Source organism: Rosistilla carotiformis (assembly GCF_007753095.1).
Classification (GTDB): Bacteria; Planctomycetota; Planctomycetia; order Pirellulales; family Pirellulaceae; genus Rosistilla; species Rosistilla carotiformis.
This window is the reverse complement of record NZ_CP036348.1, coordinates 783,974-808,691: the sequence shown is the minus strand read 5'-3', so window position 1 is coordinate 808,691 and position 24,718 is coordinate 783,974. Positions and strand designations below refer to the sequence as shown.

Here is a 24,718-nt window from a genome sequence, read left to right as displayed (position 1 = left end):
GCATCCCAATCGGCAGCATCCCATCACGCCGCCCCAACGACACACACCCTCAAACGGCGACTCCCATCCGATCGCCGACGCGGGCATATAGTTCGCGATGCCGCAGCGAGTTTTCCACGAGATCTTGATCGAACAGGATGCGACCGGGCGGAAAGATCATGATCGTCGACGAGCCGCCAAAACGAAAATAACCTTTCTCGTCTCCCTTCGCGACAGCCGCTCCCGACGCGAATGTCTGACAGATACTCCCCACGCAGGTCGCTCCGATTTCCATTAACAGGACTCGACCAAACGTCGCGGTTTCCAACACCGTCAAGCAACGCTTGTTCGTTGCCAGGATGTGAATATTTTGGCAAAGCGCGATCGGATTGACGGAATACAACGGGCCATTGATCAGGCGCGCGGGACCTGGCACTCCGGCGGCGGGAAAGTGAAAGCGATGGTAGTCGACGGGGCACAATCGCGATAACAAGAGACTCCCTGTCGCGTATTGATCCGCCAGATCGCGATCGCCCAAAAGCGTGGCCAAATCGAACATCTCACCTTTAACGAACAGGCCATCGCACTGCGATAGATCCGGCACACACAGATGCCGGCCATCGGCAGGAAAAACGACGCTTGAAGGATCGGGATCGATCGGGCGGGCGCCGGGCTTCAACTCACGAAAAAAGAACTCATTGAAGTTGGCAAAGTCGTCGACTTCACGAACGAACTCCGACGCATCCAGCTCAAACTCTTCAATGAAAGGAGCGATTTTCCGCCGCGTGCCGGGGCGATCCATCCTCCATCCATACCAACGTGAAAACATCGCCCGCTTCACGGCAAGATGCAGCGAGAGCCTTCCGGATCGGGTCCCGTAAGTCCATCGCAACGCCTTGTCACCGTAAACCTTCTCCACCTCCGTTTCCTTCCGGTAGCGGTCAAAATAAACGATCTCATCCATGGCGTCACTCAAAGTCTTCAAGAGGCAGCTGCGGGTTCGTCCAACATTTTTACCGAACCGGATTGCAGGCGACAGGGTAGGGCGGAACCATCGTTGGCCTCCCTCCCTTCAAACCGGCACGACGTGCTCGCTGAGCCACAGCGAGAAACGTGCAAATCAGTGCCTCAGCAAGGGCTCTTGGAGCTGGCGGAGCGTGACCAGGGCGACCACTTTGCCCGACCCATCGATCAATTCGGCGATGTCCGATTGCTTGTCGTAAAGCTCAAACAGAACCTGCAGATTGTTGGCATCCTGCTTCACACGAACCACCGGCCGGATCCGGCTGACCAAAGGTTGTTCGGCTGAGGCGAGATCGGCATACCGAACGTACCCGGTCGTTCGACGCGTCTTGGGGTGTTCAACAAGGATCAATGGATGCCCTTGGCGACGCGCCGCGGTGATCGCTTCCTCGGGCGTGGCGGTGCCGGGAATCCGCGCCAACCGATCGGGAGGAACGGCAAAGGCTTTGGCGGGCCGTTCGCCAACCTGCCACATATTTTGAGCCGTCCGTTGTTGACTAGGCTTCAGCAAACCAATCGTATGCCCATGCCGCAACATCTGCTGCAGCTCGCCGCGTGCCATGCTCAATCGCGACTGAAAAGGCGTGGGCCCACTGAACGCGCTCAACAAATTATTGACCAACACCAACAAACCGGTGATCGGCAGAAACAGAATCGTCGCCAGCACCAACAGGGGACCGCTGAAGCCCAACATACGATGCGGCGCATTAAAGAACAGATACTTCGGCAACAACTCCCCAAACACAAAAACAACGGGGGTCACCATCACCGTCCCCAACAATTCGGCAGCCGATTGATTATTGCTGATCACTAGCGAAATCGCCATCACAACAGAAAAACTCGTCAAGTAGTTGGCGATGTTATTGCCGACCAGCACCGTTGCGACAAACACGGTCGGATGGTTCGCCAACCACAACAAGCCTCTGGAAATGAGCCGTCCGGACATCGCATCGAGGACCAATCGAACCCGAGGGACCCGATACAAGCCCGTTTCGCTGCCGCTGAAAAAGGCGCTCAGACTGATTCCAAACGCAAATAACAAAAGGAAGGCAATCAAGAGTTTGGCTCCCCCTTACTCACTTGCGTGACTTCGATTTCCACTTTCCCTTTATCCAACTCCGCCACGACCAACAACGAATGGCCATTCCACTCGCAGACATCCCCCAAACGCGGAAAGCGGCGAGTGATCGTCTGGATCAAACCAGCGACGGTGACGTTTCTGCCGGTTGGCGGTTCGACCTGCAAACGGTTGGCCAATTCACGAGCACTCATCGAACCTTCGATTCTCAGCGGAAAAGCGATTTCAACGACGCTGTCGGCCGCCCCATCGTCCGTGTTGACGGAGTGATCGGGCTGCATGACCATCGATTCCAAAACGTCGTCGATCGAGATCACGCCGATGATTTCGCCGTATTCGTTGACCACCGCGGCAATGTCCCGATCCTCGCGACACAATTCATCAAAGACATTGGCAACGTTGGTCGACCAAGGCACGATCAATGGCGCTTCCATCGCTCCGGGCAAATCATCCATCTGACTCGGCCGCAGCCAGCGGACCGCGATCGCACCGCTGATCTCATCCTCGCTACCATCCCCGATAAACAGATAACCGCCCTCTTCGACCGCTGTTTGTAAAGCTTCACTGGAGAGCGGGAACTGATGGATTTGATACTCGCTGCGCGGCCGCATCCATTCATCGACACGAACATCAGCTAACGAAACCAACCGACGCAACAGCAGCCTTTCCCGATCGGCAAACGCATCATCGGGAGCACTCAAGCGAATCGCGCGATCGATATCTTCAATCTCCAACTCGCGTTCGGGCTGAAACGCAGGCCAAATGATGCGTTGCGCCACCCGATTGGCGAACTTCAGCAACGGGAGGGCGGGGCTGACAATTCGAATCGAAAGACTTAACGGACGCGCAACCCACACGGCAATCTTGGTGGGATTCTTAACCGCGACGCTCTTGGGCAACATCTCGCTGAAAAAAATGATCAGCAGCAAACTGAACAGCGTAAACCCAATCGCAAACCGTGCTTCGCCAATCGATTCGAGCCTCTTTCCGGCAATCGAAACGATCCCGAAATAGGCCATGTTGATGATTAGATTCCAGAACAGTACCGCCGATAACAGCCGCTCGGGATCCATCAACAGATGCTCGATCCGCGGCCCATCGCGCTTGTTCGACTTCAAACGACGACGGTCCAAGGGTTGCAATGAAAACAACGCCGCTTCGCTTCCACTGAAAAAAGCAGACATCAGGATCAGCAACAGCATCGCTGGAAGCCAAGGAAGAATCTCTTCCGCCGCGATCACTCACCCTCCTCCGTCGTCGAATGGGAGCGTCCCATTGCAACGTCAAAATCGCTGAGCGCAGGGACCAACATCGCCAACGTTGCGAAGCCGTAACCGACGGTAACCGCCACCAGCACCCACAACTGGCCACGCTGTAACAGAAAAGTCGTGATCGCGTAAAACGTGGCGAACGGCAACCCAAACGATGCCAACGAAATCGCGGGCGATGGATTGCGACGCCCCAACGAAGCTAACAAGCCGGCTCCGCCGCCAAGAATGATCGCCAGAAAGGGAGCCAGTTGCAACTGAAACGCCCCGCGGAAACTGACCATGATGACCATGCAGATCGCGATCCCAAGGCACAAGAAAAAGAAGGTTCCCAGGCTGGTCAAAAGCGCCGTTCGGCTATTCGCATAGTTCAATCCGCAATGAATCCCCAGCACGATCACAAACAGATACAACACTGCGGTGGCGACTAATGTGAAAATCAGATTCTGCCCCGACAGCCCTCCCGAATACCAAACGTATCCGGCCAAAAACAGCGGCAGCACCACCATCTCCTTGGCGACAAAAAACACGCCAAAAATCTTGCCCAGCAGAAACTCCTTGGGCTCGATATCGGTGGCCATCAATAAATCCAACGCCAGACCATCGCGTTCGCTGGTCACTGAATTGACCGCGAGTGCGTTGACGATCGCCAAACTGATGACGCCAATCGCTGCCAACGGCAGCGTTGCCGGTGGCAACTCACTAATCGATAGCTCACCAGCCAAAACTCGCGCCAACGCCGCAGCGGCCAACCCCACCAACAACAGATACGCGAAACGGATGACAAGCACCTTGCGGCCATAAGCCCATGTACAGACCTCGCGCCACAACACCGGATTGTTCCAGACGGCTCGCGCTTCGCGAACTTTCCAAGTGCTCGCCCGTTGCGCGTCGGCGTCCCCCGCAGGCTCTTCCTCGACTTCACTGGCCTGCACTCGCAGTTCCCGCGAAGGATTCCAGACACGAATTTTCAACACGCCCAAGGCGGTCACTGCCGCACTCACCGCAAGCGTAAAGCAAGCAAAACCAAGCGTCACCGGAACCACGCTCGGCCGCAATTGGATCGGCGCGATCGCCGACTGCAGCGCCTGAACAGGGCTCGCGTAAGCGGGCAACCAATCGGGAACGAACGGCAAACCGCCCGATGCTGCCACCTCCCAAATCGCAACCCAGAGGGCAATCACGAGCAACGTAACAGCGATGGTTTGAAAGGTTTTCTCCCGCCACAACGCCACGACAATACCGATTGAAGCGGCCAACAATGCCGTCGCACAGGTCACGCCATAAGCCCCAGCAAACTGCGATAACGAGACGCCTCCCAAGCAGACGATCGCCAAAAACAGAGGAACCGACGCTGCCAGCGATTGGACGACGGGAATCAGGCTGGCCGTCAATTTTCCGACCACCAGCTCGTAGCCGGTCAAACGGGACAACAACAGCAGGATTAGTGTCCGCCGATCCTTCTCCTGAGCAATGTTGCTGGCCGCTCCGATCGCGGCTTGAAACGTGACGATGATCATCTGCAGGGGAACCAACAGGGCGAACATCCAACCGCCAAAGCGGGCCGAATCGCCAGCGGTCTGCAGCGGCCGATTACCCGCTAAAACCAGGTAACCCGTGGCCAGCAACAGGAAAAAACAGAGCACGTATAGGCCACGGGCCAAATACGTTTTCGTTCTCTTGGGAGCCAAGATGGCTTCGCGATTGAAGACCGGACCAAACATTGACGACGTGTACCGAAGGAGGGTAACGAGCCAGCGAGCCCGCTGATTGTGGGATCTAGATGCCGCAAGTTATCAAATTCCCTACGATTGTCACAGTCCTTGGTTCACGCATATCCGAAGCGACACGGAAGAAGTAACCCGCGATTATTTCGCACAATCATAGTTATCCTGGGCCACATCCGAAATCAGGCCTAGACTTTAATTCAGAAGAACTGTCCGCAGTCATCGTGCTCAGTCGCCTTCAGCTCACAGAATTTGCCATGAATAGAGTCAAAATAATCTCGAAAATCGCCGCTTTCCACAGCGAGGAAGAGGGCCCAACCACCGTGGAATATGCGATCATGCTGGCCATGATCCTAGGGGTCTGCATCCTTTCGGTTCAGGCGCTTTCGAACAAAACTCGAGACAGTTTCGACCAATCTGCATCGGCAATCGAAGCGGCCCTCTAAACCGACCAACGCGGTACATCCCTCATAAATTGCGAGAGTTTTCTTCGACTCATTGTCCGTTGGCGGCGGCCATGGCCTCTCTCAGGCCTCAAAAACGGCGGCTTTCCGCTTCAATCCTCGGCAGCCAACAAACGAGGTTCGGTCGCCAAGTTGTCCAACATGCCCTGCAAGTTTTGGGAAAGCTCTAGAATCAACGGGTCTTGCTGCTGACGTGGCGCTCGCTCGGCCGGCACTACGATCGCCTCTCCCACTTCGACGATCGCCTTCAAGGGCCCCGGCCAAGAAGTGGTGCCAAAGACGGCTTCTTCAACGTTTTCGAGGGTTTCCAATACCCGAGTCACGGTCACCGGCGGCTCGTTCAAATAGCCCACGGGAAACGAAGCCAATTGCTGCGCCAATTCGAGCGCCCGCAGATCGTTGCGAATCTCTGCCTTGCGATCCGCGGCAGTCGAGTCGTTGATCAATTCGGGAAACATCCGCAACCGCATCGCCTTGACGCGATTCAGTACCGATCCAACATCCCCACCCTCAACCGAATTCGTCTTCCATTTGCTTTCCACCTGGCGCAACAGCGCCTGGGTGAGTTGATCCTGTCGTTGAATCACACTACCCGTCTGGGGGCACCCGAGATACTGCACTTCCTTGAGCGCTAGCAGGCCATCGGCAACCCGCGTGATCCGCTTTCGCAACGGCAGATCGCTATTTGGTTCCCAAGTCAAACGCTGTTCGATCGCGGTCAACGATCGGTCGGCCCACTCGTAGATATCGCCTTGGAATACGTATTTGATCGCAACCGGGTGAATGACCACGCGCCCCTGCGAATGCTTTTCGCGCCGCCGCGCCGCGGTGCGTGCGATCAGCGACGCCCCTTCAAGCAATGGTTGCAAACGATCATTCGCCCGAAACGTGGCCCCTTCGGCAAACAGCACTAAAGGACGCCGCGCTTCGTCTAAGATGCCGATCGCCGTTTCGATTGATTGTTTGTCGAGCCCTTCCCGGAAGACGCTGAAGGCTCCCATTTTCTGAATCGAAAACGCATTGAACTTTCCCATGTTGAACAGATGCCAACTGGCCATCGCAAACACATGCGTCTTGGCCCGTTTCGCCAACCACCCCAACACTAAGGGATCGGCGTACCGGGAATGGTTCGGCGCCAGCATGATCCCATCGCCTCGACGAAGGGATTCTTCCAAGCGTTCAACGTGCCGAAGTTCATAATCGACAACACCGTCGGTGTTCCGCAAATGACGCTCGTAGAGCTTCAGTTTCTGAATCATCGAGGGCCAGTAATCCCCACGATGTGGAGGAACAAAACGATATGGCTTTTCAACGATCACGGAAACCATGGACAGAATTCTCGAAGACTTAAATTGGCGGCAACCCAACACGCGGTCGCGGTGTGGGAATCGAAGTCAAAGCTCGACCGAAGCGAGCTAAAAGATAATTGAATTGATCTGCAACGGGAGAGCCCGTTGGCGGGTAAAGTTTCGTGTGCTCGCGATCTTGGCCCACGAATTTCGAAAATCAACCCCCAACACGCGCGGCTTGCCGCTGTGCCTCACCCACGAGGCGTCGGTTTCACCACGGCGACCAGAGCTCACGATGAGGGAGCTAGATGTACAACTCCGTGGCAGCGGGCTGGGGGCGCTCGCCACTGGCACCGGGAGCGAACAAGCGGGCGGCTATAAAACCTAAGACGATCCCGCCGACAAGCAATAGCACCGCCAACACCTTGCGGATTCGATCCTTCTTGAGACGACTATCGGCCAGCGCTGGATGCGATTCCCCCACCGTGTGCGCCATGGTAACCGAAGCTTTCGGGTTCGCCCTGGCCGCCGCAGCTCCCGGCAACGGCGCGACTTTACGCTTGCTCGGCTGACCAGCCGCCGCGGCCGCAGCAGCAGCCGATGGCGACGCGCCCGGCCGAAGCCTCGCCCCGTACCCCGATTCTCGCTGCAAATCAATCGAACTACCTGCGATGGAACTTCCGGGGGATCGTTGGATCGAGCTACGACTGCTGGTTCGCTGGATCAACCGGCCACTGTCCGATGGTGACAAACCACTGAAGCCTGCATCCGATCCACCACCATGCGTGTCTCCCTGCTTATTGCTGAGCGTTTCATCCGACGATGCACCGATCCCGATGTCCGAACCACGCGCGAAATCGGCCCCGGCCAAATCAATGTCCGAACCTGAACCAATCCCCGATTCATACCCGCCGCCCCCGACACGCGACGCCGACAACTGCTTGGCCTGTGCCAACCAAGCCTCTAAAACATCGGCGACCGCCGCCGCATCCTTGTAGCGATACTTGGCTTCCTTCTGGATCATCTTGGTGCAGATGCCATCGAGCTCACCGGGACAATCCGGTCGCGATTTACGAATCTCATCCGGCATCTCGGTCTGATGCTTGATGATCCGCTGGGCCAACGTGCCGTCATTAAACGGCGGACGTCCGGTCAACAGAAAATAGAAAGTACAACCGAGTCCGTAGATATCGACCCGATGGTCGACCTTGTGGCTGTCCAACGCTTGCTCGGGGGCCAGATAGTCGGCCGTCCCTAAAACGTTTTCGTTGTTGGCAACGGTCAAGGAATGATCGTCTTCCGATTCCAGCAACGCCAATCCCATATCAAGCAATTTCACCTTACCCTGCTTGTTGACCAGCAAGTTCGCAGGCTTGACGTCGCGATGGATCAAACCGCGTTCATGCGCGTGTTGCAGGCCACGGGCTGCTTGAGCGATGTAGTTGGCAGCTCGGACAAACGACAGCGGACCCTTCCGCTTGACCATCTGCTGCAGATCATCCCCCGTTACGTACTCCATCACGATGTAGTGCAGGTCGCCATCGTTATCGATGTCGTAGGCACGAACCACGTTTTCGTGATTCAAAGATGCGATCGCTTTGGCTTCCAATTGAAACCGAGCAAGATAGGAAGCATCGTCGACTCGCTTCTTCGGCAGCACCTTGATCGCCCGCAGATCGTTCATCCGCGTGTGCTCGGCCAGATAGACGCTGCTCATCCCGCCGCTGCCGATGTGCCCCAACAGCTTGAACTTGCCGAGAAAGAATCCCTTGTATTTGCCGGTCAGCAGTTTCTCGATCTGCCACGCCGTCAGCCGTCCTTCCACAAGAAAGCGTTCGGCGATCACCATCGCATCGTTGGGAATCTTGCCCCCTGCCGCTTTTTGCACGTGGCGTAGCGTCTGCTTGAACGCACCTTCTTCGACCAATCCGCTCTTGCGAACCGCTTCGATGAACGCCTGAGCGGATATCGTTTTTGAACCCTTGCCGCTGTCAGTCATGCGTATTGTTTGCGTCCGAGCTGGCGCAACCAGGTCACGGTTCCGTTGTGAACCCAATCGCTAAATTCTGAAATGGCACCGGTGTCAACGACTCGTCCTTGACATAAAGTGTTTCTAAACTACCAGAAACATTCGCCTTCAAAAGACCATGTTATACCACGCGCGGCCTAATGTCGCACGTTTCCGCACCAAGTGTCCGCGATTACTCTTCGCCCCCACCCAAATGGCAGAAAGCGGTGGTGCGACCTGAGTGTGGCACTGTCCGCTTCCCAGGCCCCCCGGCTCCTCCAACTTTCACCCAATCTGTAGAAAATCGATGCGAACGCTTGGTATGTTCACCAAATACTGGCAACCGGGAAAAGTAAAAACCCGTTTGGCACAAAATTTGGGTAATGACCGAGCAGCCGCGATCTACCAGATTTGCGTCGCGCATCTTGCCGATCAGCTGTCGCATTGTGGCGACAAACGGTTGCTGATCGTCAGTCCCGACAGTCGCGTGAGCGATCCCTGCTTCGCCCCCTTCAAAAACTGGGCATCCACGCCACAGGGCGGCGGCGATCTGGGAGATCGCATGATGCGGTACTTCGCCACCGCAGAAACCGATCGCGATCGCTTGATCGTGATCGGCGGCGATTGCCCCACCGTCACTCCCGACCGCATCGAACAAGCCTTTGACGCCTTGGGCGATTCTCGCGTCGTGATCGGTCCTTCGGGCGACGGAGGCTACTACCTGCTCGGGATCCGAGGTCCTTGGCACCAACCCCTGCGAGCTTTGTTCGACGACATGCCCTGGGGAACCGACGAAGTGATGGCGCGAACCCGATCGGTACTGGACGCTCTTGAGATCGAACCGCACCTACTTCCAACCGATCGCGATGTCGACACCAAGGACGACCTCGACGCCTTGCTTCGCCGCCTGCCCAGCGATCCAGCCAGCAACCACTTGCGAGCGGCGATCGAGCGTGTATTGAACACCCCAACCACAGAAAGTTGAATCGTTGCAAAAGCCAGATTGTATCGTTGTCGGCGGAGGCGTCATCGGGCTCAGCCTGGCCTGGGTCTTGGCCAAAACAGGCCAACGGATCCAAGTTATCGACCGCCAACAGACCGGCCGCGGCACGTCGTGGGCCGGTGTCGGCATCTTGCCGCCGGCCAATCCTCAAACCGCACTGGACCCGATCGAACGTCTGCGCGCACTCAGCCACCAACTGCATCCGCAATGGGCTGCCGAACTGCTCGAACAGACAGGCATCGACAGCGGCTACCGCTTGTGTGGCGGAATCTACCTGGCGATGTCGCGAGGCGAACAAGCGGCGTTGCTCGGACAAGCCGACTACTGGAGCGAATACGAGATCGATGCGATCCCGCTGACTCCCGCGGCGCTCGTCGAACTCGAACCCGCCCTGGCAGACCTATCCCAATCCGATCGCCTTCAATCCGCCTGGTCCCTGCCCGGCGAAGCGGCCATCCGCAGCCCCGATCATTTGGCCGCGCTCCGCGCCGCCTGCCTGCAACAGAATGTGACGATCACCGAATCGTGCGAACTGACCGGCTTCCGAACTCAAGCCGACCGCATCGAAGCCTTGCAAACCACGGCGGGTGAATTGACCGCCGGCCAATACTGCCTGACGACGGGAGCCTGGAGCCAGACACTGCTGGAACAATTGTCGGTCCCCAGCGGTCTGCTGCCGGTCCGTGGCCAAGTCCTCTTATATAAGTTGCCGCATCAGATCCTCAACCGGATCGTGAACGAGGGGAATCGCTATCTTGTGCCTCGCTTGGATGGCCACATTCTGGTCGGATCGAATGAAGAGGAGGTTGGTTTTGACCAGAGCACGACTCCCGAAGTACTCGACTCGCTGCGCGGCTGGGCCGAAGGGATGCTGCCACTGTTGGCCCAGCAACCGATCGTGCGATCGTGGAGCGGATTGCGGCCGGGTTCGTTCGACGGCTTCCCCTACATCGGCAAACTGCCCAATCTTTCCAACGCCTTTGTCGCCGCCGGTCATTATCGCTCGGGCCTCCACCTTTCGTGCGCCACCGCGACCGAACTAGCCAGCCTGATGCTCGGCCGCCCCACGCAAGTCGACCTCACCCCCTTCACCCCCGGCCGCGGCTAACCCCGCCCCGGGCGTTGAGGCTTTTGCCGCCTAAGTGGCATCTGGCACACCGATTACAACTCGCTGCGGATTCTTTCCAACATATCGCTCGTGCCGTGATCGTCAGTCCAACGCGAGATGTAACGCCAATCAAGCGTCTCACCTTGAATCGCCAACACGTCGCTCACATCCGACAAATCTTGCCGGCGCCCCCAACGTAGCTTCTGCACAACGACATCTTCCGCCGTCGGCAACCAAACTACTCCAGCCAGAAGTGATGACTGAACCGCAACACGTCTTTGAAACCGTGATTGATCGAAAGGATCTTGACTGAGTTGAAAAAGCTCAATCGTGAAATCACGCGGCATATAGTACAGGACGCGACGGGTCGTCCCAGTAATCAATTCAAATTCAGTTTGCGAATCCAGTCGAAAGTCGCTACCGAGTTCCTGTTGCAGGGAGTCCATAGCATTGCCCCCAAACTCCAACACAAAATCGGCATCAGCAGTCGCACGCGGTATACCGTAGACGTTGCTGGAATACGAACCGACCAGCATGTAGGGCAATGCAATCCGATTCAGCAGAGCTACGACCAACGCAACGGCCCGATTCCCATCGTCCTGAGTCACGACCGTTCGTCCTGCATCTCGACACCGCCAGAACGATACAACCTCTTAGCATCTCGTTCGCGGGCAACTTTCCAACGACGCTTCATTTCATCGCGAACCTGGTCGGTGGTCCAATCAGGGTGGAGCCCGGCAATCAAATCCGCCACGAGTTCACATTGTTGAGCGTACAGCTGAGCACCAGCAGCCAACCGCTCGTCCAAGGTCATTCGCCTGGCCCGTTCGATCTTTGTCTGTCGCACAGCGTGTTGCATTGCGTTTTGTGTCATGCCGCTATTGTCGCATTTCCCAACGGGCTTTCAAGCGGCGGTCCCCCCGCCCCGGGCGTCGAGGCTCTTGCCGCCGATCGCCGAATGCTCCGCGCTCGGCTACACTTACCCCCTAAAGCAGTGCGTCCCACTCACCGTACTACGGTTTGCAAATCGATCTCCTTGCCAGGTTCCCAATCATGTACCGCAGCTTGCTCTCGCTCGTCCTACTCGGTCTCGCCACTCCGTGCGTCTTTGCGCACCCCGCGGCAACGCACAAGACCGAACCGACCACTGCCGAGGAAGCGGCGGCGCAGAAAGCGAAAGAGCAAGCGGAACTGGAAGCGAAGTATCAAGCCTGGGTCGCCACCCTCTCGCCCGCACGCCAGGCGTGGGAACGGACGCTGCAGTCGGAACTGGGCGGCTTCTATCTGCCGATCCATCAACGCCAGAAGATCGCCGGTCAAGCCAACGCGTGGGACTTCGTCGAAGACGATCCGGCGCTGCCGCGGGTACTGTTGATCGGCGACTCAGTTTCCCGAGCCTACACCGAAACGGTCCGCAAGGAACTCGCCGGGATCGCCAACGTCCATCGCGCCCCGGCCAACTGCGGCCCCACATCGACAGGTCTGAAAAAACTCGACATCTGGCTGGGCGATGGCAAGTGGGATCTGATCCATTTCAACTTTGGGATTCACGACCGATCGACACCAATCGCAGATTACAAATCGCGTCTGGAACAACTGGTGCAGCGGATGCAGCAGACCGGCGCCACTGTCGTCTGGGCCAGCAGCACACCGATTCCCGACGTCCCCGGAAAATTCACGGCCGCATCGATGGTCGATCGGAACGCGGCCGCTGCCGAAGTCATGAAAGAGCATTCGGTTGCGATCGACGACCTCTTCACCGCGATCACGCCACGCCTAGCCGAATTGCAGAACCCCAACGACGTTCACTTCACCGCCCCGGGCAACCAATTCCTCGGCCAACAAGTCGCCGCCTTCCTCAAATCACAACTAGCGCAGAACGGCGACGCAAAACCTAATCCGTAACAACAATCGGGTTGTTAAAGGTTTATTCTTGGAGTCGCACAGACAACCGTGTTTTAAAATGTGGTGCCGATCCAACGAGAGGTTTTCTGTCCGCTTCGAAGGCCGGAGGCCGACACAAAAACTGCCGGAGGTGTAAGCCTCCGGTCCCGAAAGGCCCCAAAGCCAAAAGGCCGTAGGCCGGCACATGTGAGCGATGAATGTGTGGCGGCCGCCGGCCTGTTGCTTTGTTCGCACACAAGCAACCGGCGGCTTACTCCGCCGGCACTAGATTTGTCGGCCTCCGGCCTGTGGTGCGGAGACAGCGACTAAGCATCCAGTTCTAAGAGCCGGACAGAAAACTGAGTCTTTCAGGATGCAGTGCGGAGCCAACCGGTGGTTTTCTGTCCGCGTCTAAGGTGATCAGCGAGTACGCGCTAGCGTGTGCCGCCTGACACCTCCAATCGAAACACAGCTTCTCCTGGCCCCACAGCTTCGCTAACACAGCGACTGCTGGCTCCTTCTGCTAAACTCTTTTGGCGTACCGCAAGTCGCTTGTCCGCCGCGATGGTTTTCCGAGCAGAGTATCCAAGATGCAGATGTTTTTTGATTGGTTGTCGACGTTGCAGTGGGAGCGTCTGTTTCCCGAATTGCTCGGCAAGGCGTTGGGGTTCCTGTCGGGGTTTGCCGCCAGTTGGTTCCTGCTGTTTCGCAAACGGCTCAACGCACTGCAGCGGATGCAGGCGGGCGATTCGGACGATTTTATCTTTCAGATGCATCAATTGTCTCCCGTGGATGAGGCATCGCCGGCGACTGGCAGCACAGACAAGCAGGTGCTGCTGTTTCGCAACGTCGCTCCCAAGACGACGCTCAACGATCTCTACGACAACATCGCCGTCCGCGACGAGATCAACAAACTGGCAGATCAAACGACACTCAGCAATCCGATCCTGCAGACCGACGGGACGCTTGGTTTTGAAATGCTCAACGATGCGTTGGGGCATATCGCGGGACTGTTAGCGACGACGCCGTTTGAGCGGCAGACGTGGCTGTTTGCCATGACCTGCGAGGACCGCCAGTTCGTCCGCAAAAAATGTGTCCGCTGTTTTCTGATCCGCCCCGCCGACCTGCAGCGGTTCGCCGACTGGAACTGGTGCCGCGATCATCTGTTAGTCGAAAAGCCGTGGCACTGGTTCCGCGTCGTTGCGCTACACAGGATCGCCTGCGTCTGGCTGGAAGAACAAAAACTAGCCGCTGAAGAAGCGAAGTCGTCGCGCGACAAAGACATGCCGCTGGTCGATCGCCAAGTCCGCCACGACCGCGTGCGGATGCTGTCGGTCGGCCTGCACGACGGCGAACGCCCAATCGATGTACCGTATCAAATCGACTGGAGCCAACATCTGCCCAGCCTTGAAAAGATGGGTCTGCCGCTAGCTCCCGCCGCGCCGACAATCGATCCGCCGTCCGATCCCACCTGACCCCAGAGCCCCGCCATGAGACCGATCGCCATAATTGTCTGCTGCCTGTTCGCCTCCGCCAGTGCGTTGGCTCAACCCGCAAACCTCGTGCTCCGCGGTGGCAATATCGTTACTGTCGATGAGACCTTTCGCATCGTCGATGCGATGGCGATTCGCGATGGTCGGATCGTGGCGACCGGCACGGCAGCGGACATCGAAACAGCCATTGGGCCCGACACCCAAATCGTCGAATTGCAGGGGCAGATGGTTTTGCCCGGCCTGATCGATTCGCATGTCCATCCCAGCAATGCCAGCACCTTCGAATCGGATCACGAAATCCCGCAGATGGATTCGATCGAAGATGTCTTGAATTACGTCCGCGGCCGGGCCAAAGTCGTCCCCAAGGGAGAGTGGATCCACCTCTCCCAAGTCTTCATCACACGTCTGCGAGAACAACGCTATCCGACGCGCGACGAACTCGATTCGGCCGCCCCCGAACATCCCGTTTCCTTTCGGACCGGCCCCGATGGAAGCACCAATTCGCTGGGGCTGAAGGAAAACGGGATCGACAAGGAATTCGCTCGCAAACATCCCGAAAACGTGATGGTCGATCCGGCCACTGGGGAACCAACCGGCGTGTTGCGCAAGGCGTCCGCGGTCTTTAAATCGCGTCCGAATCGATCCGCGAAAAAACTGACCGAAGCCGAACGCGACGACCGGCTGAAAATGCTGCTTGACGATTACAACCGCTGGGGCATCACAGGCATCATCGATCGCAATTGCAACGATTCAGCGCGAGCCCAGTATGCCCGCCTGCTGAAATCGGATCGTTTGCAGATCCGCGTGCGGATGTCGCGCAGCCTGAATCCAAACGGCGACCTCGCGGCGATCGAAAAGAAATTGGACACGATCGCTGCCGATCCCTATTTCGCTGGCCCCGATCCGAGACTTGGCGTGATCGGCGTGAAAGTTTTTGAAGATGGCGGCATGCTGACCGGCAGCGCGTACTTCAATCAACCGTGGGGCCTCAGCACGATCTATGGCATCGACGATCCGAACTACCGGGGCATGCAATACATCGATCACCAGCGTCTCGAATCGCTTGTCCGCAGTTGCGTTCAACGCAACCTCGCCTTCACCGCCCATTGCCAGGGAGACGCCGCTGTCGATGCGTTGGTCGATGCGTTTGCGAAGGTGAACACCGAAATTCCCGTCGGTCCCACGCGATCGACGCTAACGCATTCGAGCTTCATGAGCAAACGATCGATCGACACCGCGGCCAAGATTGGGATCGGCGTCGACTTGCAACCCGCCTGGCTGTACTTAGACGCCCGCACTTTGGTCGCTCAGTTTGGTGAACCGCGACTGAAATACTTCATCCCGCTGCGCAGTCTATTCGATGCGGGCGTGAAGGCGGGTGGCGGCAGCGACCACATGCAGAAGATCGGATCGCTGCGGAGCGTGAATCCCTACAACCCGTTTCTCGGCATGTGGATCGCCGTCACGCGAACCGCTCGTTGGCACGACAAGCCCATCCACGCAGAACAATCGATTTCGCGACAGCAGATGATTCGCTTCTACACGATCAACAATGCCTGGATGATGCGGAACGAACACGAGACGGGGTCGCTTGAACCGGGCAAGCGAGCCGATTTTGTCATCGTCGATACCGATCTGCTGACCTGCAGCGACGATCAGATTCGCGAGACTCAAGTCATCTCAACGTGGATCGATGGAAAACCGGTCTACCAATCGCGTTAACTCTTTACACGTTTGACGACATCCACGACCGCGTTCCGACGCTGTCGATCGGGCTGCCGCTCGCTCCCACCGCACCGCCAACCGCAACAGAGCCCGAGTAGTTCACAACCAAGCAGCACACCACACATCCAACCACTACACTTACCACCAGAGGAACCAACCCAAACACTCCCGTACCGTTCGAGGAGACAAATCGGAATGAGCCAACCGACACGAGCACTCAGCATTCGCCAGCCGCACGCCGAAGCGATCATGCGTGGCATCAAACAGATCGAATACCGCAGCTCCGCGACCAAGATCCGCGAGCGAATCTATATCTATGCGGCCCTGGGGCGGTACGACGCTAACGACGAAGCGGAATGGATGGACGATTACGGAATCACCGATGTCGCCTGCGATGATCTGCCGAGAGGTGTGATTGTGGGGACGGTGGAGCTGCACGATTCCAATGGCGGAGAGTGGTATCTCCGCCGCCCTCAACGCGCCACGACTTTACGTAAGCCGGAGAATCGCGCGAATCCGGTCTGGTTCAAACCATTTGGTTAACACCGCCAACGGCGCGGTACGTCTTTCATCTCGCCGCCGTGCCTGTTAAGCATTCCATTCACCCTTGCGTCCGACACCCGCTTCGCTGATCTCTGGGGAAACGTCCAATCATGCTCCATAGCTACTCGTACCCAGCCCTTGGGGTTGCTCTGGTTTGTTGTCTCGCCGTCGGATGCGGCGACTCAGCCAGCCAACCATCCGCCTCGGAACGCCCGGTGCAGAAAGTGACCGTCATGGCGGCCGAAGAAACTTCCGTCACCGATTATGTCGAATTGGTCGGGCGGCTGGCTGCTGATAAAAGCGTCAACATCCAGTCGCGAGTTTCGGGATTCCTGCGGTCGACTCATTTCGAAGACGGCCAGCGAGTCAAAGAAGGAGACTTGCTGTTCACGATCGAACCGGACGAATACGACGCGATCTACAACCAAGCGTTGGCTCAAATCGACGTCGCCCAAGCCAAACTGGACGTGGCAGAGAAGACGTTCGGGCGTTCGAAAGAACTGCTGGCCAACAACGCGGTCTCGCGCGAGGAATACGATCAGGATCAAGCCACGGTTGCCGAAGCCCAAGCCCAGCTGAAGGCGGCCAATGCGGATGCCGCCCGCGTCAAGCTAGACGTCGGCTACACAAAAATCACGTCGCCGATCACCGGCCGCGTCGACCGCGCTTTGCTGGACGATGGCAACTACGTCACCGGCGGCTTCGTTGGCGGGACGCATTTGACGACAGTCGTCAGCGATCAACCGATCAAAGCCGTCGTCAACATCGATGAAAACGTTCGCTTGCGCGTCATGCGTCGCCAACGCGAAATGGGTGGCGACGGATTCAAGGAGGCCAACACATTGGCGGACTTGAAGATTCCGTGCTACTTGCAACTGCAAGACGAAAACGACTTCCCGCACGAGGGTGTGCTGGACTACGCCGAGATCAAGATCGACCAACAGACAGGCACGTCGCAGCTGCGGGGACTGTTCCCCAACAAAGACGGTTTGCTTAAACCGGGGATGTTTGTCCGCGTGAAGATTCCAGTTTCGGATCCCCACGATGCGATCCTGATTCACGACACCGCGGTTGGAACCGACCAAGCGACCAACTTTGTCTACGTCGTGAATTCGGAAAACAAAGTCGAACACCGGACGGTGACGCTGGGGGACCGCAAGGGAAACCAGCGCGTCGTGCTATCGGGAATCAAGCCCAACGAATCGGTCGTGGTCGCGGGACTGCAATTGATCCAACCCGGCATGACCGTCGATCCAACACCGCAGGCGAAATAGCGTCCCGGTTGTTACGATCCGCTCCCACCCAAACTCTGTACGGCTAGAACTCGATGTCGCAATTTTTCATCACGCGCCCCATCTTCGCCTGTGTCATCTCGGTCCTGATCGTCTTGGCGGGCAGCATCTTCGTCTGGACGCTGCCGATTGCTCAATACCCCGAGATTACACCGCCATCGGTTTTGGTGACGACGAAATACCCGGGAGCGAGCAGCGAAGTTGTGGCCGATACCGTCGCCGCGCCGATCGAGCAGCAGGTGACCGGCGTCGAAAACATGCTGTATATGTCCAGCCAATCGACCAACGATGGCGGCTACTCGTTGACCGTCACGTTTGCCGTCGGCACCGATCTCGACATGGCTCAGGTGTTGGTGCAGAACCGCGTCAACCTGGCCACTCCCGTCCTGCCGGCCGAGGTCAAAAGCAACGGCGTTTCGGTGGTGAAAGCCTCCTCCAACGCGCTGCTTGCGGTGAACCTGTTTTCGCCCGACCAGTCGCGAGACCAGTTGTATCTGAGCAACTACGCCACGATCCGGATCAAAGATGAACTGGCCCGGATCAACGGCGTCGGCAACATCACGATCATCGGCCAACGCGATTACAGCATGCGAGTCTGGCTAGATCCCAGCCGCATGACGGTCTTAGGTTTGACGGCCAGAGACGTGATCTCAGCGCTGCAAGAACAGAACGTGCAAGTTGCCGCTGGATCCCTGGGACGGCCGCCGGTCCCCCAAGGCCTGGACTTTCAATACACATTAAAGACGCTGGGGCGGCTCACGTCGCCGGAACAGTTTTCAGCGATCGTAATCAAGACGGGCGAGGACGGCCAGATCGTCCGACTTAGCGATGTCGTCACCGACAGACGAACCGACGACAGCGGCAAGCAGTTCGGCGGAATCGACTTTGGCGCCGGCTTCGAAGACACGATGTGTAATCTCGATGGCGTGCCGGCATCGGGACTGATGATCTATCAACTGCCGGGATCCAACGCGTTGGACACCGCCGACGCCGTCCGCGCCAAGATGAATGAATTGCGCCAGCGGTTCCCGGCGGGCATCGAATATTCGATCAGCTACGACACGACTCCCTTTATCTCCGAATCGATCTTCGAAGTCTTCAAGTCGCTGCGCGATGCGATCCTGTTGGTCGCCGTCGTTGTGATGCTGTTCCTGCAATCGTGGCGAGCGGCGATCATTCCGCTGATCGCCGTTCCAGTCGCGATCATCGGTACCTTTGCCGTCATGGCCGGCATTGGATTCAGCCTCAACAACCTCTCCCTGTTCGGACTGGTCCTCGCGATTGGAATCGTGGTCGACGATGCGATCGTGGTCGTCGAAGCGATCGAACACAAGCTGGAGCATGGCGCGACGCCGGTCGAAGCGGCTCAACAAGCGATGCACGAGGTGACGACGCCGATCATCGCGATCTCGTTGGTTCTGATGTGCGTCTTCATCCCTTGCCTGTTCATCACGGGAATCACCGGCCAGTTCTTTCAGCAGTTCGCCGCGACGATCGCTGTGTCCACCTTCTTCAGCGCCATCAACTCGCTGACCCTCAGCCCCGCGTTGAGCGCTTTGCTGCTGCGTCCTAAATCGGAACAGCGAGATCCGCTGACCCGCGTGCTCAATTTCCTGTTCGGATGGTTCTTCGACCTGTTCAACCGTTTCTTCGGCACCATGTCCGACGCTTACGCTCGGTCCGCCGGTTGGCTGCTGCGACTTTCGGTCGTGGTGCTGGTCGTCTACGCCGGCCTGCTGTGGGGAACCTATAAAGGGATGACCACGGTTCCCACCGGCTTTGTTCCGGCTCAGGACAAAGGCTATCTGCTTGTCGACGTGCAACTGCCCGATTCCGCTTCGCTGGAACGCAGCGAAGAAGTCGTGAAGCAACTCAGCCGCATCATGCTCGGTGAACGTAGCGGCAACAGTGAACTACTGAGCCAGCGGGTGCAGGCTGACAAGACGGGGAAAGAGTCGCATGCGGAAGGTGAGGTTCCGGGCGAAGAGACCGAAGGTCTGGCGGGGATCAACCATACGCTGGAAATTGTCGGCCAATCGATCGTCCAGAATGCCGTGGGATCGAACTTCGCGTCGATCTTCGTCCTGCTGGATCCGTTCCACGATCGCGAGGGAGCGTCGCTCTATTCCGAACAGATCGCGACTCGGATCCGCAAGCTCGCCGCCACCGAAATTCTCGACGCCCGCGTTTCGGTCTTTGGACCGCCGCCAGTCGACGGCTTGGGCAGCGGCGGCGGTTTCAAAATCATCGTCCGCGATATCGGCCAACTAGGGCTGACCGAACTGGAGAAAGCGACGACCCAGCTGTCGATGAAAGGCTCCAGCGAGCCGACGATCCTCGGCATGCGAAGCGGCTTCCGGGCCAACACGCCGCAGATGTTTATCGACGTCGATCGCGAAAAGTGTAAATCGATGAACGTCTCGCTCAGCGAAGTCTTCACGACGCTGCAGACCTATCTGGGCGGATATTATGTCAACGACTTCAACGCCTTCGGCCGAACCTGGCAGGTCAATCTGCAAGCCGATCCGCTGTACCGATTGACTCCCGACCAAATCACGCAACTGTACGTTCGCAGCCAGTCGGGACAAATGGTGCCGCTGGGAACGCTGGTTCGCGTCGAAGACACGACCGGCCCCGCCGCCGTGATGCGTTACAACGGTTTCACCGCCACCGCGATCAATGGCGTCGCGATGCCAGGCGTCAGCTCCGGCGATACGATCAAGATCGTCGAGAAAGTGGTCGCCGAGACCCTGCCGTTTGGCTTCGACACCCAGTGGACCGAACTCACCTTCCTGCAGATCCAAGCGGGCAACACGGCGCTAATCGTCTTTGCCCTCGCCGTCGTCCTCGTCTTCCTGGTCCTCGCGGCTCAATACGAGAGCCTGAAGCTGCCGCTGGCCGTTGTGTTGGTCGTCCCGATGTGTTTGCTGTGTGCAGTGATCGGAATCGCGCTGACCGGCCGCGACATCAACATCTTTGTTCAGATTGGGTTTATCGTCTTGGTCGGTCTGGCTAGTAAAAACGCGATCTTGATCGTTGAATTTGCCAAGGAGCAGCAGATGGCGGGATTGAGTAAATTCGACGCCACGATCCAAGCGTGCCGTCTGCGTTTGCGGCCGATCATCATGACCTCGCTCGCCTTTATCCTGGGCGTTGTCCCATTGGCCCTGGCCAGCGGTGCTGGAGCGGAGATGCGATCAACGCTTGGCATCGCCGTCTTCTCGGGAATGTTGGGCGTGACCTTCTTCGGGATCTTCCTGACTCCCGTCTTTTACTACGTCCTGGCCAGCCCCACGCCCGAGCCCCCACCGACCGACGAAGCGTAAGGGAATCGCATCCCACAACAACACTCGCTGGCGCGTCGTGCTCGTAATTGCTATCACCCCAGGATGAACTTGCATTCACCCATGCGGAAGTTGTATGGACAGACTAGGCCCTGCTTTTTTGCAGCAGCCACCGGCGCGGCACATCAAAAAAGCAATGCCGCTTGCCGCCAAACCGTCCGATGACTCCATTGGGTTGCCAACGCGATGCAAACCGAACCGACGTTCCCCGAATTCCTGACGACGCTGATCACGCAAGAGGTAGAGCAGGGGGGAGCGACCGAAGAATCACTGCCGCCACAGCGACCGCACTACTCGGTGATCGTCCCCTGCTACAACGAAGCGGGTGCGTTGCCCGATGCGATCGTCCAGCTGCGGCACATGCTGATCGGCCCGCAACGCGTCGAGATGATCGTCGTCGACGACGGATCGACTGACGGCACGGCGGAAAAGCTGCAACAGATCAAACAAACGCATCGCGACATCGTCGTGATCACGCACCCCGAAAACCGCGGCTACGGTGCGGCCCTAAAAACGGGGATCCGCCACGCGTCGGCTCCGCTGATCGTGATCACCGACGCCGACGGAACCTATCCGAACCAACGGATCGGCGAACTCGTGAAACTCGCCGAGAACTACGACATGGTCGTCGGCTCGCGAACCGGCAAAGACGTCCACTACTCCAAGATCCGCAGCATCCCCAAATTTTTCTTGAAGGGATACGCGTCGTGGATCGCCAACCGCAAGATCCCCGACCTGAACTCGGGTTTGCGCGTCTTCAAAAAGGAGACGGCGGAGAAGTTCATCCACATGTACTCCGACGGCTTCAGCTTCACCACAACCAGCACGTTGGCCTTCATGACCAACGGGCACAGCGTTCATTACGAACCGATCAGTTACGCACATCGGATCGGCAAATCGAAGATCAAACCGATCCGCGACACGCTGCGATTTGTGCAATTGATCATGCGGATGGGGATGTATTTCGCACCGCTGCGCGTGCTGGGACCGTTCTGCGCGTTAATGCTCGCCGGATTCACCATCTCGCTCGGTTATGACGTATTCTTCCTAGGCGATCTGACCGAGAAGACGTTGATGCTGTTGCTGTTTGGAATGAACACAACGTTTTTCGCACTTCTGGCCGATATGATCGACAAGCGGAGCCATTGACGACGACTAGCCGACCGCCGCTAGAATCCCCATCTCCGCTGCAATCGCACTCAGCGGGAACCCAACCGGTTCCTCCCTTCCACAACCAATGGAACCGTTGCCATGTCGGCTGTTCACGAAATTGATGTCGCGACGATCGAATCGAAGCTGCCGCTCGAAGGCGAACACCTCGAAGCGCTGCAGCGGATGAAGACTCTCGACGCCTATTACGCATGGTCGATCGACCTGTTGCGTCCATGGATCGGCAACCGCGTCTTGGACGCCGGATGTGGGATCGGCAACGGCACCGCGTTGCTTGCTGAACAAGCCCAATACGTGCTGGCCGCTGACCTCAGCCCACAAAACGTCCAGGAATTACGCAGCCGCTTTGCGAACAAGCCCTCAGTCGAACCGATTCAGCTGGATCTCGATTCCGACTTCACAACCATCACCGATCGCAAAATCGACACAATCGTCTGCCTGGATGTTCTCGAACACATCGAAGACGACGTGCAACTATTGCGTCGCTTTCATTCGATCGCGCAGCCCGATGCCCATCTGCTGATCAAAGTCCCCGCCGTGAAGTGGCTCTACGGAAGCGTCGACACCGCGTCGGGGCACTTCCGTCGCTATGCACTTCAGGAACTTCGCGACAAAGCGAAACAAGCCGGATGGGAACCGTTGAGCGTCCGTTGGATGAACGCCTTTGGCGTCCTTCCCTATTGGTTCAAAAGTCGTGTGCAAAAGCGTCAGGCGAACCTATCGCGGACCTTCAGCCCTTGGCAATTGACAATGATTCGCAAGGCGATGCCATGGATGCAACGCATCGATCGGATCGTCGGTCCGCCGATCGGCCAGTCGGCCGTCCTGGTCGCGAAACGCATTGATTGAATCCGCCGCGACAACGGAATCGACCAACACAACCACCTCCACAACCCAACTCGCGACATGTCAACGACCACCAACAACTATACCTTTGCCACCCCGATGCCCATCGTTCCAGCGACGATTGCAACAAGCGATCCTCCGGGGGAAAGCGAGACGAGCCTAGAGTCCCGCGACCGTGCGTTGTTCGACACGATCGCTGAAAAATACGCGGCCAAAGATCGCTCCCCCTCGGTCCGCCCCGCGCGTCGCCTGCGGTTGCTGCAAACGATGCGAGCACTCCCGCAAACCTCATTGCACGGCAAACGCATTCTGGAAGTCGGCTGCGGTGCCGGATATTCGGTCGATTATCTCCCCGCCGATTACGCGTGCTACCTGGGCATCGACTACTCCGAGATGCTGATCGACCTGGCTCGCGCCGAGCGGCAAACCGATCGAGCGACCTTCGCTACGACAAACGCTCGCGATCTGAAAACCGACGAACCGTTTGACATCATCTTCATGATCGGTGTCCTGCATCACATGGATCAGATGGACGAAGTTGTCGAGAACTTGGTGTCGCTGCTGTCACCGGATGGTTGGCTGGTAGTGAACGAACCGCAACCGAGCAATCCAATCGTTGGAATCGCTCGCCGGTTGAGAAAACAGTTCGACGCCAGCTACTCCGACGAGCAACTGGAATTGACAGGCCGAGAGATGGAAAACTGCTTCGCCGACGCCGGCCTGACGTCGCTTCGCCAACGACCGCAAGGACTGCTATCGACACCGTTTGCCGAAGTCCCGATGAATCCATCATGGCTGACCGCTCCCGCATCGCGGATCGCCTGCGGTCTTGATCGTGGAATCGAAGCGATCGCCGGACGGCTGCTGACTCCGCTGACTTGGAACGTGATCGTCGCCGGACAAAAGCCGACAGATCGGCAATCGACGCCTCAGCCCTCGCGGACGCCTGCGGAATGACCCGGCCAAGCATCAGTGCACCCCGAGCAGGCCGCGCGATCCGGTTCATGATCCTCAGCGGCATCAGCTTTCTCGGCAACCTTGGGATCACCCACGCCCTGACTCAGCACGCCGTATGGCCCGCCGAACTGGCGTTTGCCGCTTCGTTGGTGATCATCCTGATCGTCAACTTCGCCTGCTGTCGCTGGTTCGTTTTCCAAGCCAGCGGCCAACCGATCGCCACGCAACTCGCTTCGTTCCTGACCGCTACGATCTGCTTTCGCGGCCTGGAATACGCTGCCTTCTTGGGACTGCACAGCCTGCTGGGGATCCACTACCTGATCGCGACCGCAACGGTCTTGATCGCAGGCTTTGCGGCGAAGTTCCTGTTCTACAACCGGTTCGTCTTCGGCCGCCCGAGCGCAGCCACCCAACCGTAGTGGCTCTTGTTAAAGATCCTTCAAGCGCACATCAGCCGCAAACACGCCGAAGCCGTTGCAGCGATCAGCCGGTGGTGGAACGCACGCGAACACCATCG

Annotated in this window: 21 protein-coding genes; 13 read left to right on the top strand and 8 right to left on the bottom strand. The window is 57.8% G+C overall.

Annotated features, from left to right (window positions below):
• Positions 1-49 precede the first annotated feature (49 nt).
• The 4 genes from Poly24_RS02900 to Poly24_RS02885 form a co-directional block, all read right to left on the bottom strand.
• Positions 50-943, bottom strand: a complete 894-nt coding sequence (locus Poly24_RS02900; protein WP_145090183.1) for a phosphatidylserine decarboxylase — start codon at positions 941-943, stop codon at positions 50-52.
• Between the two features lie 156 nt (positions 944-1,099).
• Positions 1,100-2,059 (bottom strand): CNNM domain-containing protein, encoded by a 960-nt coding sequence (locus tag Poly24_RS02895; RefSeq protein ID WP_145090180.1) that lies wholly within the window; start codon positions 2,057-2,059, stop codon positions 1,100-1,102.
• Complete coding sequence (locus tag Poly24_RS02890) at positions 2,056-3,282, bottom strand: CNNM domain-containing protein (protein WP_145090177.1); 1,227 nt, start codon at positions 3,280-3,282, stop codon at positions 2,056-2,058. Before Poly24_RS02890 ends, Poly24_RS02895 begins: the two co-directional genes overlap by 4 nt.
• Before the next feature lie 35 nt (positions 3,283-3,317).
• Positions 3,318-5,072 carry an ABC transporter permease gene (locus Poly24_RS02885; RefSeq protein ID WP_145090174.1) on the bottom strand — a complete coding sequence of 585 codons (1,755 nt, stop codon included), beginning with the start codon at positions 5,070-5,072 and terminating at the stop codon, positions 3,318-3,320.
• A 260-nt stretch (positions 5,073-5,332) separates the two neighbouring features.
• Between Poly24_RS02885 and Poly24_RS02880 the strand changes: the two genes are divergently transcribed.
• Complete coding sequence (locus Poly24_RS02880) at positions 5,333-5,521, top strand: Flp family type IVb pilin (protein ID WP_145090171.1); 189 nt, start codon at positions 5,333-5,335, stop codon at positions 5,519-5,521.
• Between the two features lie 110 nt (positions 5,522-5,631).
• On the opposite strand, the gene Poly24_RS02875 is transcribed toward Poly24_RS02880, so the two are convergent.
• Together Poly24_RS02875 and Poly24_RS02870 are read right to left on the bottom strand one after the other, a co-directional pair.
• A complete protein-coding gene (locus tag Poly24_RS02875; protein WP_197452280.1) occupies positions 5,632-6,798 on the bottom strand; it encodes a 1-acyl-sn-glycerol-3-phosphate acyltransferase in 1,167 nt (388 codons plus the stop codon).
• 334 nt (positions 6,799-7,132) lie between these two features.
• A complete protein-coding gene (locus Poly24_RS02870; protein WP_145090165.1) occupies positions 7,133-8,827 on the bottom strand; it encodes a serine/threonine protein kinase in 1,695 nt (564 codons plus the stop codon).
• 316 nt (positions 8,828-9,143) lie between these two features.
• Here Poly24_RS02870 and Poly24_RS02865 point away from each other — a divergent pair, with 316 nt between their 5' ends.
• Both Poly24_RS02865 and thiO read left to right on the top strand, forming a co-directional pair.
• A complete protein-coding gene (locus tag Poly24_RS02865; RefSeq protein ID WP_145090162.1) occupies positions 9,144-9,821 on the top strand; it encodes a TIGR04282 family arsenosugar biosynthesis glycosyltransferase in 678 nt (225 codons plus the stop codon).
• 4 nt (positions 9,822-9,825) lie between these two features.
• On the top strand, positions 9,826-10,947 hold the full coding sequence (gene thiO / locus Poly24_RS02860) for a glycine oxidase ThiO (protein ID WP_145090159.1): 1,122 nt from the start codon (positions 9,826-9,828) through the stop codon (positions 10,945-10,947).
• Positions 10,948-11,000: 53 nt separating this feature from the next.
• On the opposite strand, the gene Poly24_RS02855 is transcribed toward thiO, so the two are convergent.
• Positions 11,001-11,483, bottom strand: a complete 483-nt coding sequence (locus Poly24_RS02855) for a hypothetical protein (RefSeq protein ID WP_145090156.1) — start codon at positions 11,481-11,483, stop codon at positions 11,001-11,003.
• A 68-nt stretch (positions 11,484-11,551) separates the two neighbouring features.
• Positions 11,552-11,821 (bottom strand): hypothetical protein, encoded by a 270-nt coding sequence (locus Poly24_RS27275; RefSeq protein ID WP_145090153.1) that lies wholly within the window; start codon positions 11,819-11,821, stop codon positions 11,552-11,554.
• Between the two features lie 179 nt (positions 11,822-12,000).
• On the opposite strand from Poly24_RS27275, the gene Poly24_RS02845 reads away from it, so the two are divergent.
• From Poly24_RS02845 to Poly24_RS02800, 10 genes are all read left to right on the top strand, one after another.
• A complete protein-coding gene (locus tag Poly24_RS02845) occupies positions 12,001-12,852 on the top strand; it encodes an SGNH/GDSL hydrolase family protein (protein ID WP_145090150.1) in 852 nt (283 codons plus the stop codon).
• A 569-nt stretch (positions 12,853-13,421) separates the two neighbouring features.
• A complete protein-coding gene (locus tag Poly24_RS02840) occupies positions 13,422-14,306 on the top strand; it encodes a hypothetical protein (RefSeq protein WP_145090147.1) in 885 nt (294 codons plus the stop codon).
• 15 nt (positions 14,307-14,321) lie between these two features.
• Positions 14,322-16,046 carry an amidohydrolase gene (locus Poly24_RS02835; protein ID WP_145090145.1) on the top strand — a complete coding sequence of 575 codons (1,725 nt, stop codon included), beginning with the start codon at positions 14,322-14,324 and terminating at the stop codon, positions 16,044-16,046.
• Positions 16,047-16,244: 198 nt separating this feature from the next.
• A complete protein-coding gene (locus Poly24_RS02830) occupies positions 16,245-16,592 on the top strand; it encodes an ASCH domain-containing protein (protein ID WP_145090142.1) in 348 nt (115 codons plus the stop codon).
• A 215-nt stretch (positions 16,593-16,807) separates the two neighbouring features.
• Positions 16,808-17,866 (top strand): efflux RND transporter periplasmic adaptor subunit, encoded by a 1,059-nt coding sequence (locus Poly24_RS02825; protein ID WP_197452279.1) that lies wholly within the window; start codon positions 16,808-16,810, stop codon positions 17,864-17,866.
• Between the two features lie 53 nt (positions 17,867-17,919).
• On the top strand, positions 17,920-21,210 hold the full coding sequence (locus tag Poly24_RS02820; protein ID WP_145090136.1) for an efflux RND transporter permease subunit: 3,291 nt from the start codon (positions 17,920-17,922) through the stop codon (positions 21,208-21,210).
• Between the two features lie 204 nt (positions 21,211-21,414).
• Complete coding sequence (locus Poly24_RS02815) at positions 21,415-22,377, top strand: glycosyltransferase family 2 protein (RefSeq protein WP_145090133.1); 963 nt, start codon at positions 21,415-21,417, stop codon at positions 22,375-22,377.
• Between the two features lie 102 nt (positions 22,378-22,479).
• A complete protein-coding gene (locus Poly24_RS02810; RefSeq protein ID WP_145090130.1) occupies positions 22,480-23,247 on the top strand; it encodes a class I SAM-dependent methyltransferase in 768 nt (255 codons plus the stop codon).
• Between the two features lie 57 nt (positions 23,248-23,304).
• On the top strand, positions 23,305-24,201 hold the full coding sequence (locus tag Poly24_RS02805) for a class I SAM-dependent methyltransferase (protein ID WP_145090127.1): 897 nt from the start codon (positions 23,305-23,307) through the stop codon (positions 24,199-24,201).
• The gene (locus Poly24_RS02800) at positions 24,198-24,620 is read left to right on the top strand and encodes a GtrA family protein (RefSeq protein WP_145090124.1); all 423 of its coding nucleotides are present in this window, start codon (positions 24,198-24,200) and stop codon (positions 24,618-24,620) included. Before Poly24_RS02805 ends, Poly24_RS02800 begins: the two co-directional genes overlap by 4 nt.
• Positions 24,621-24,718: the final 98 nt, after the last annotated feature.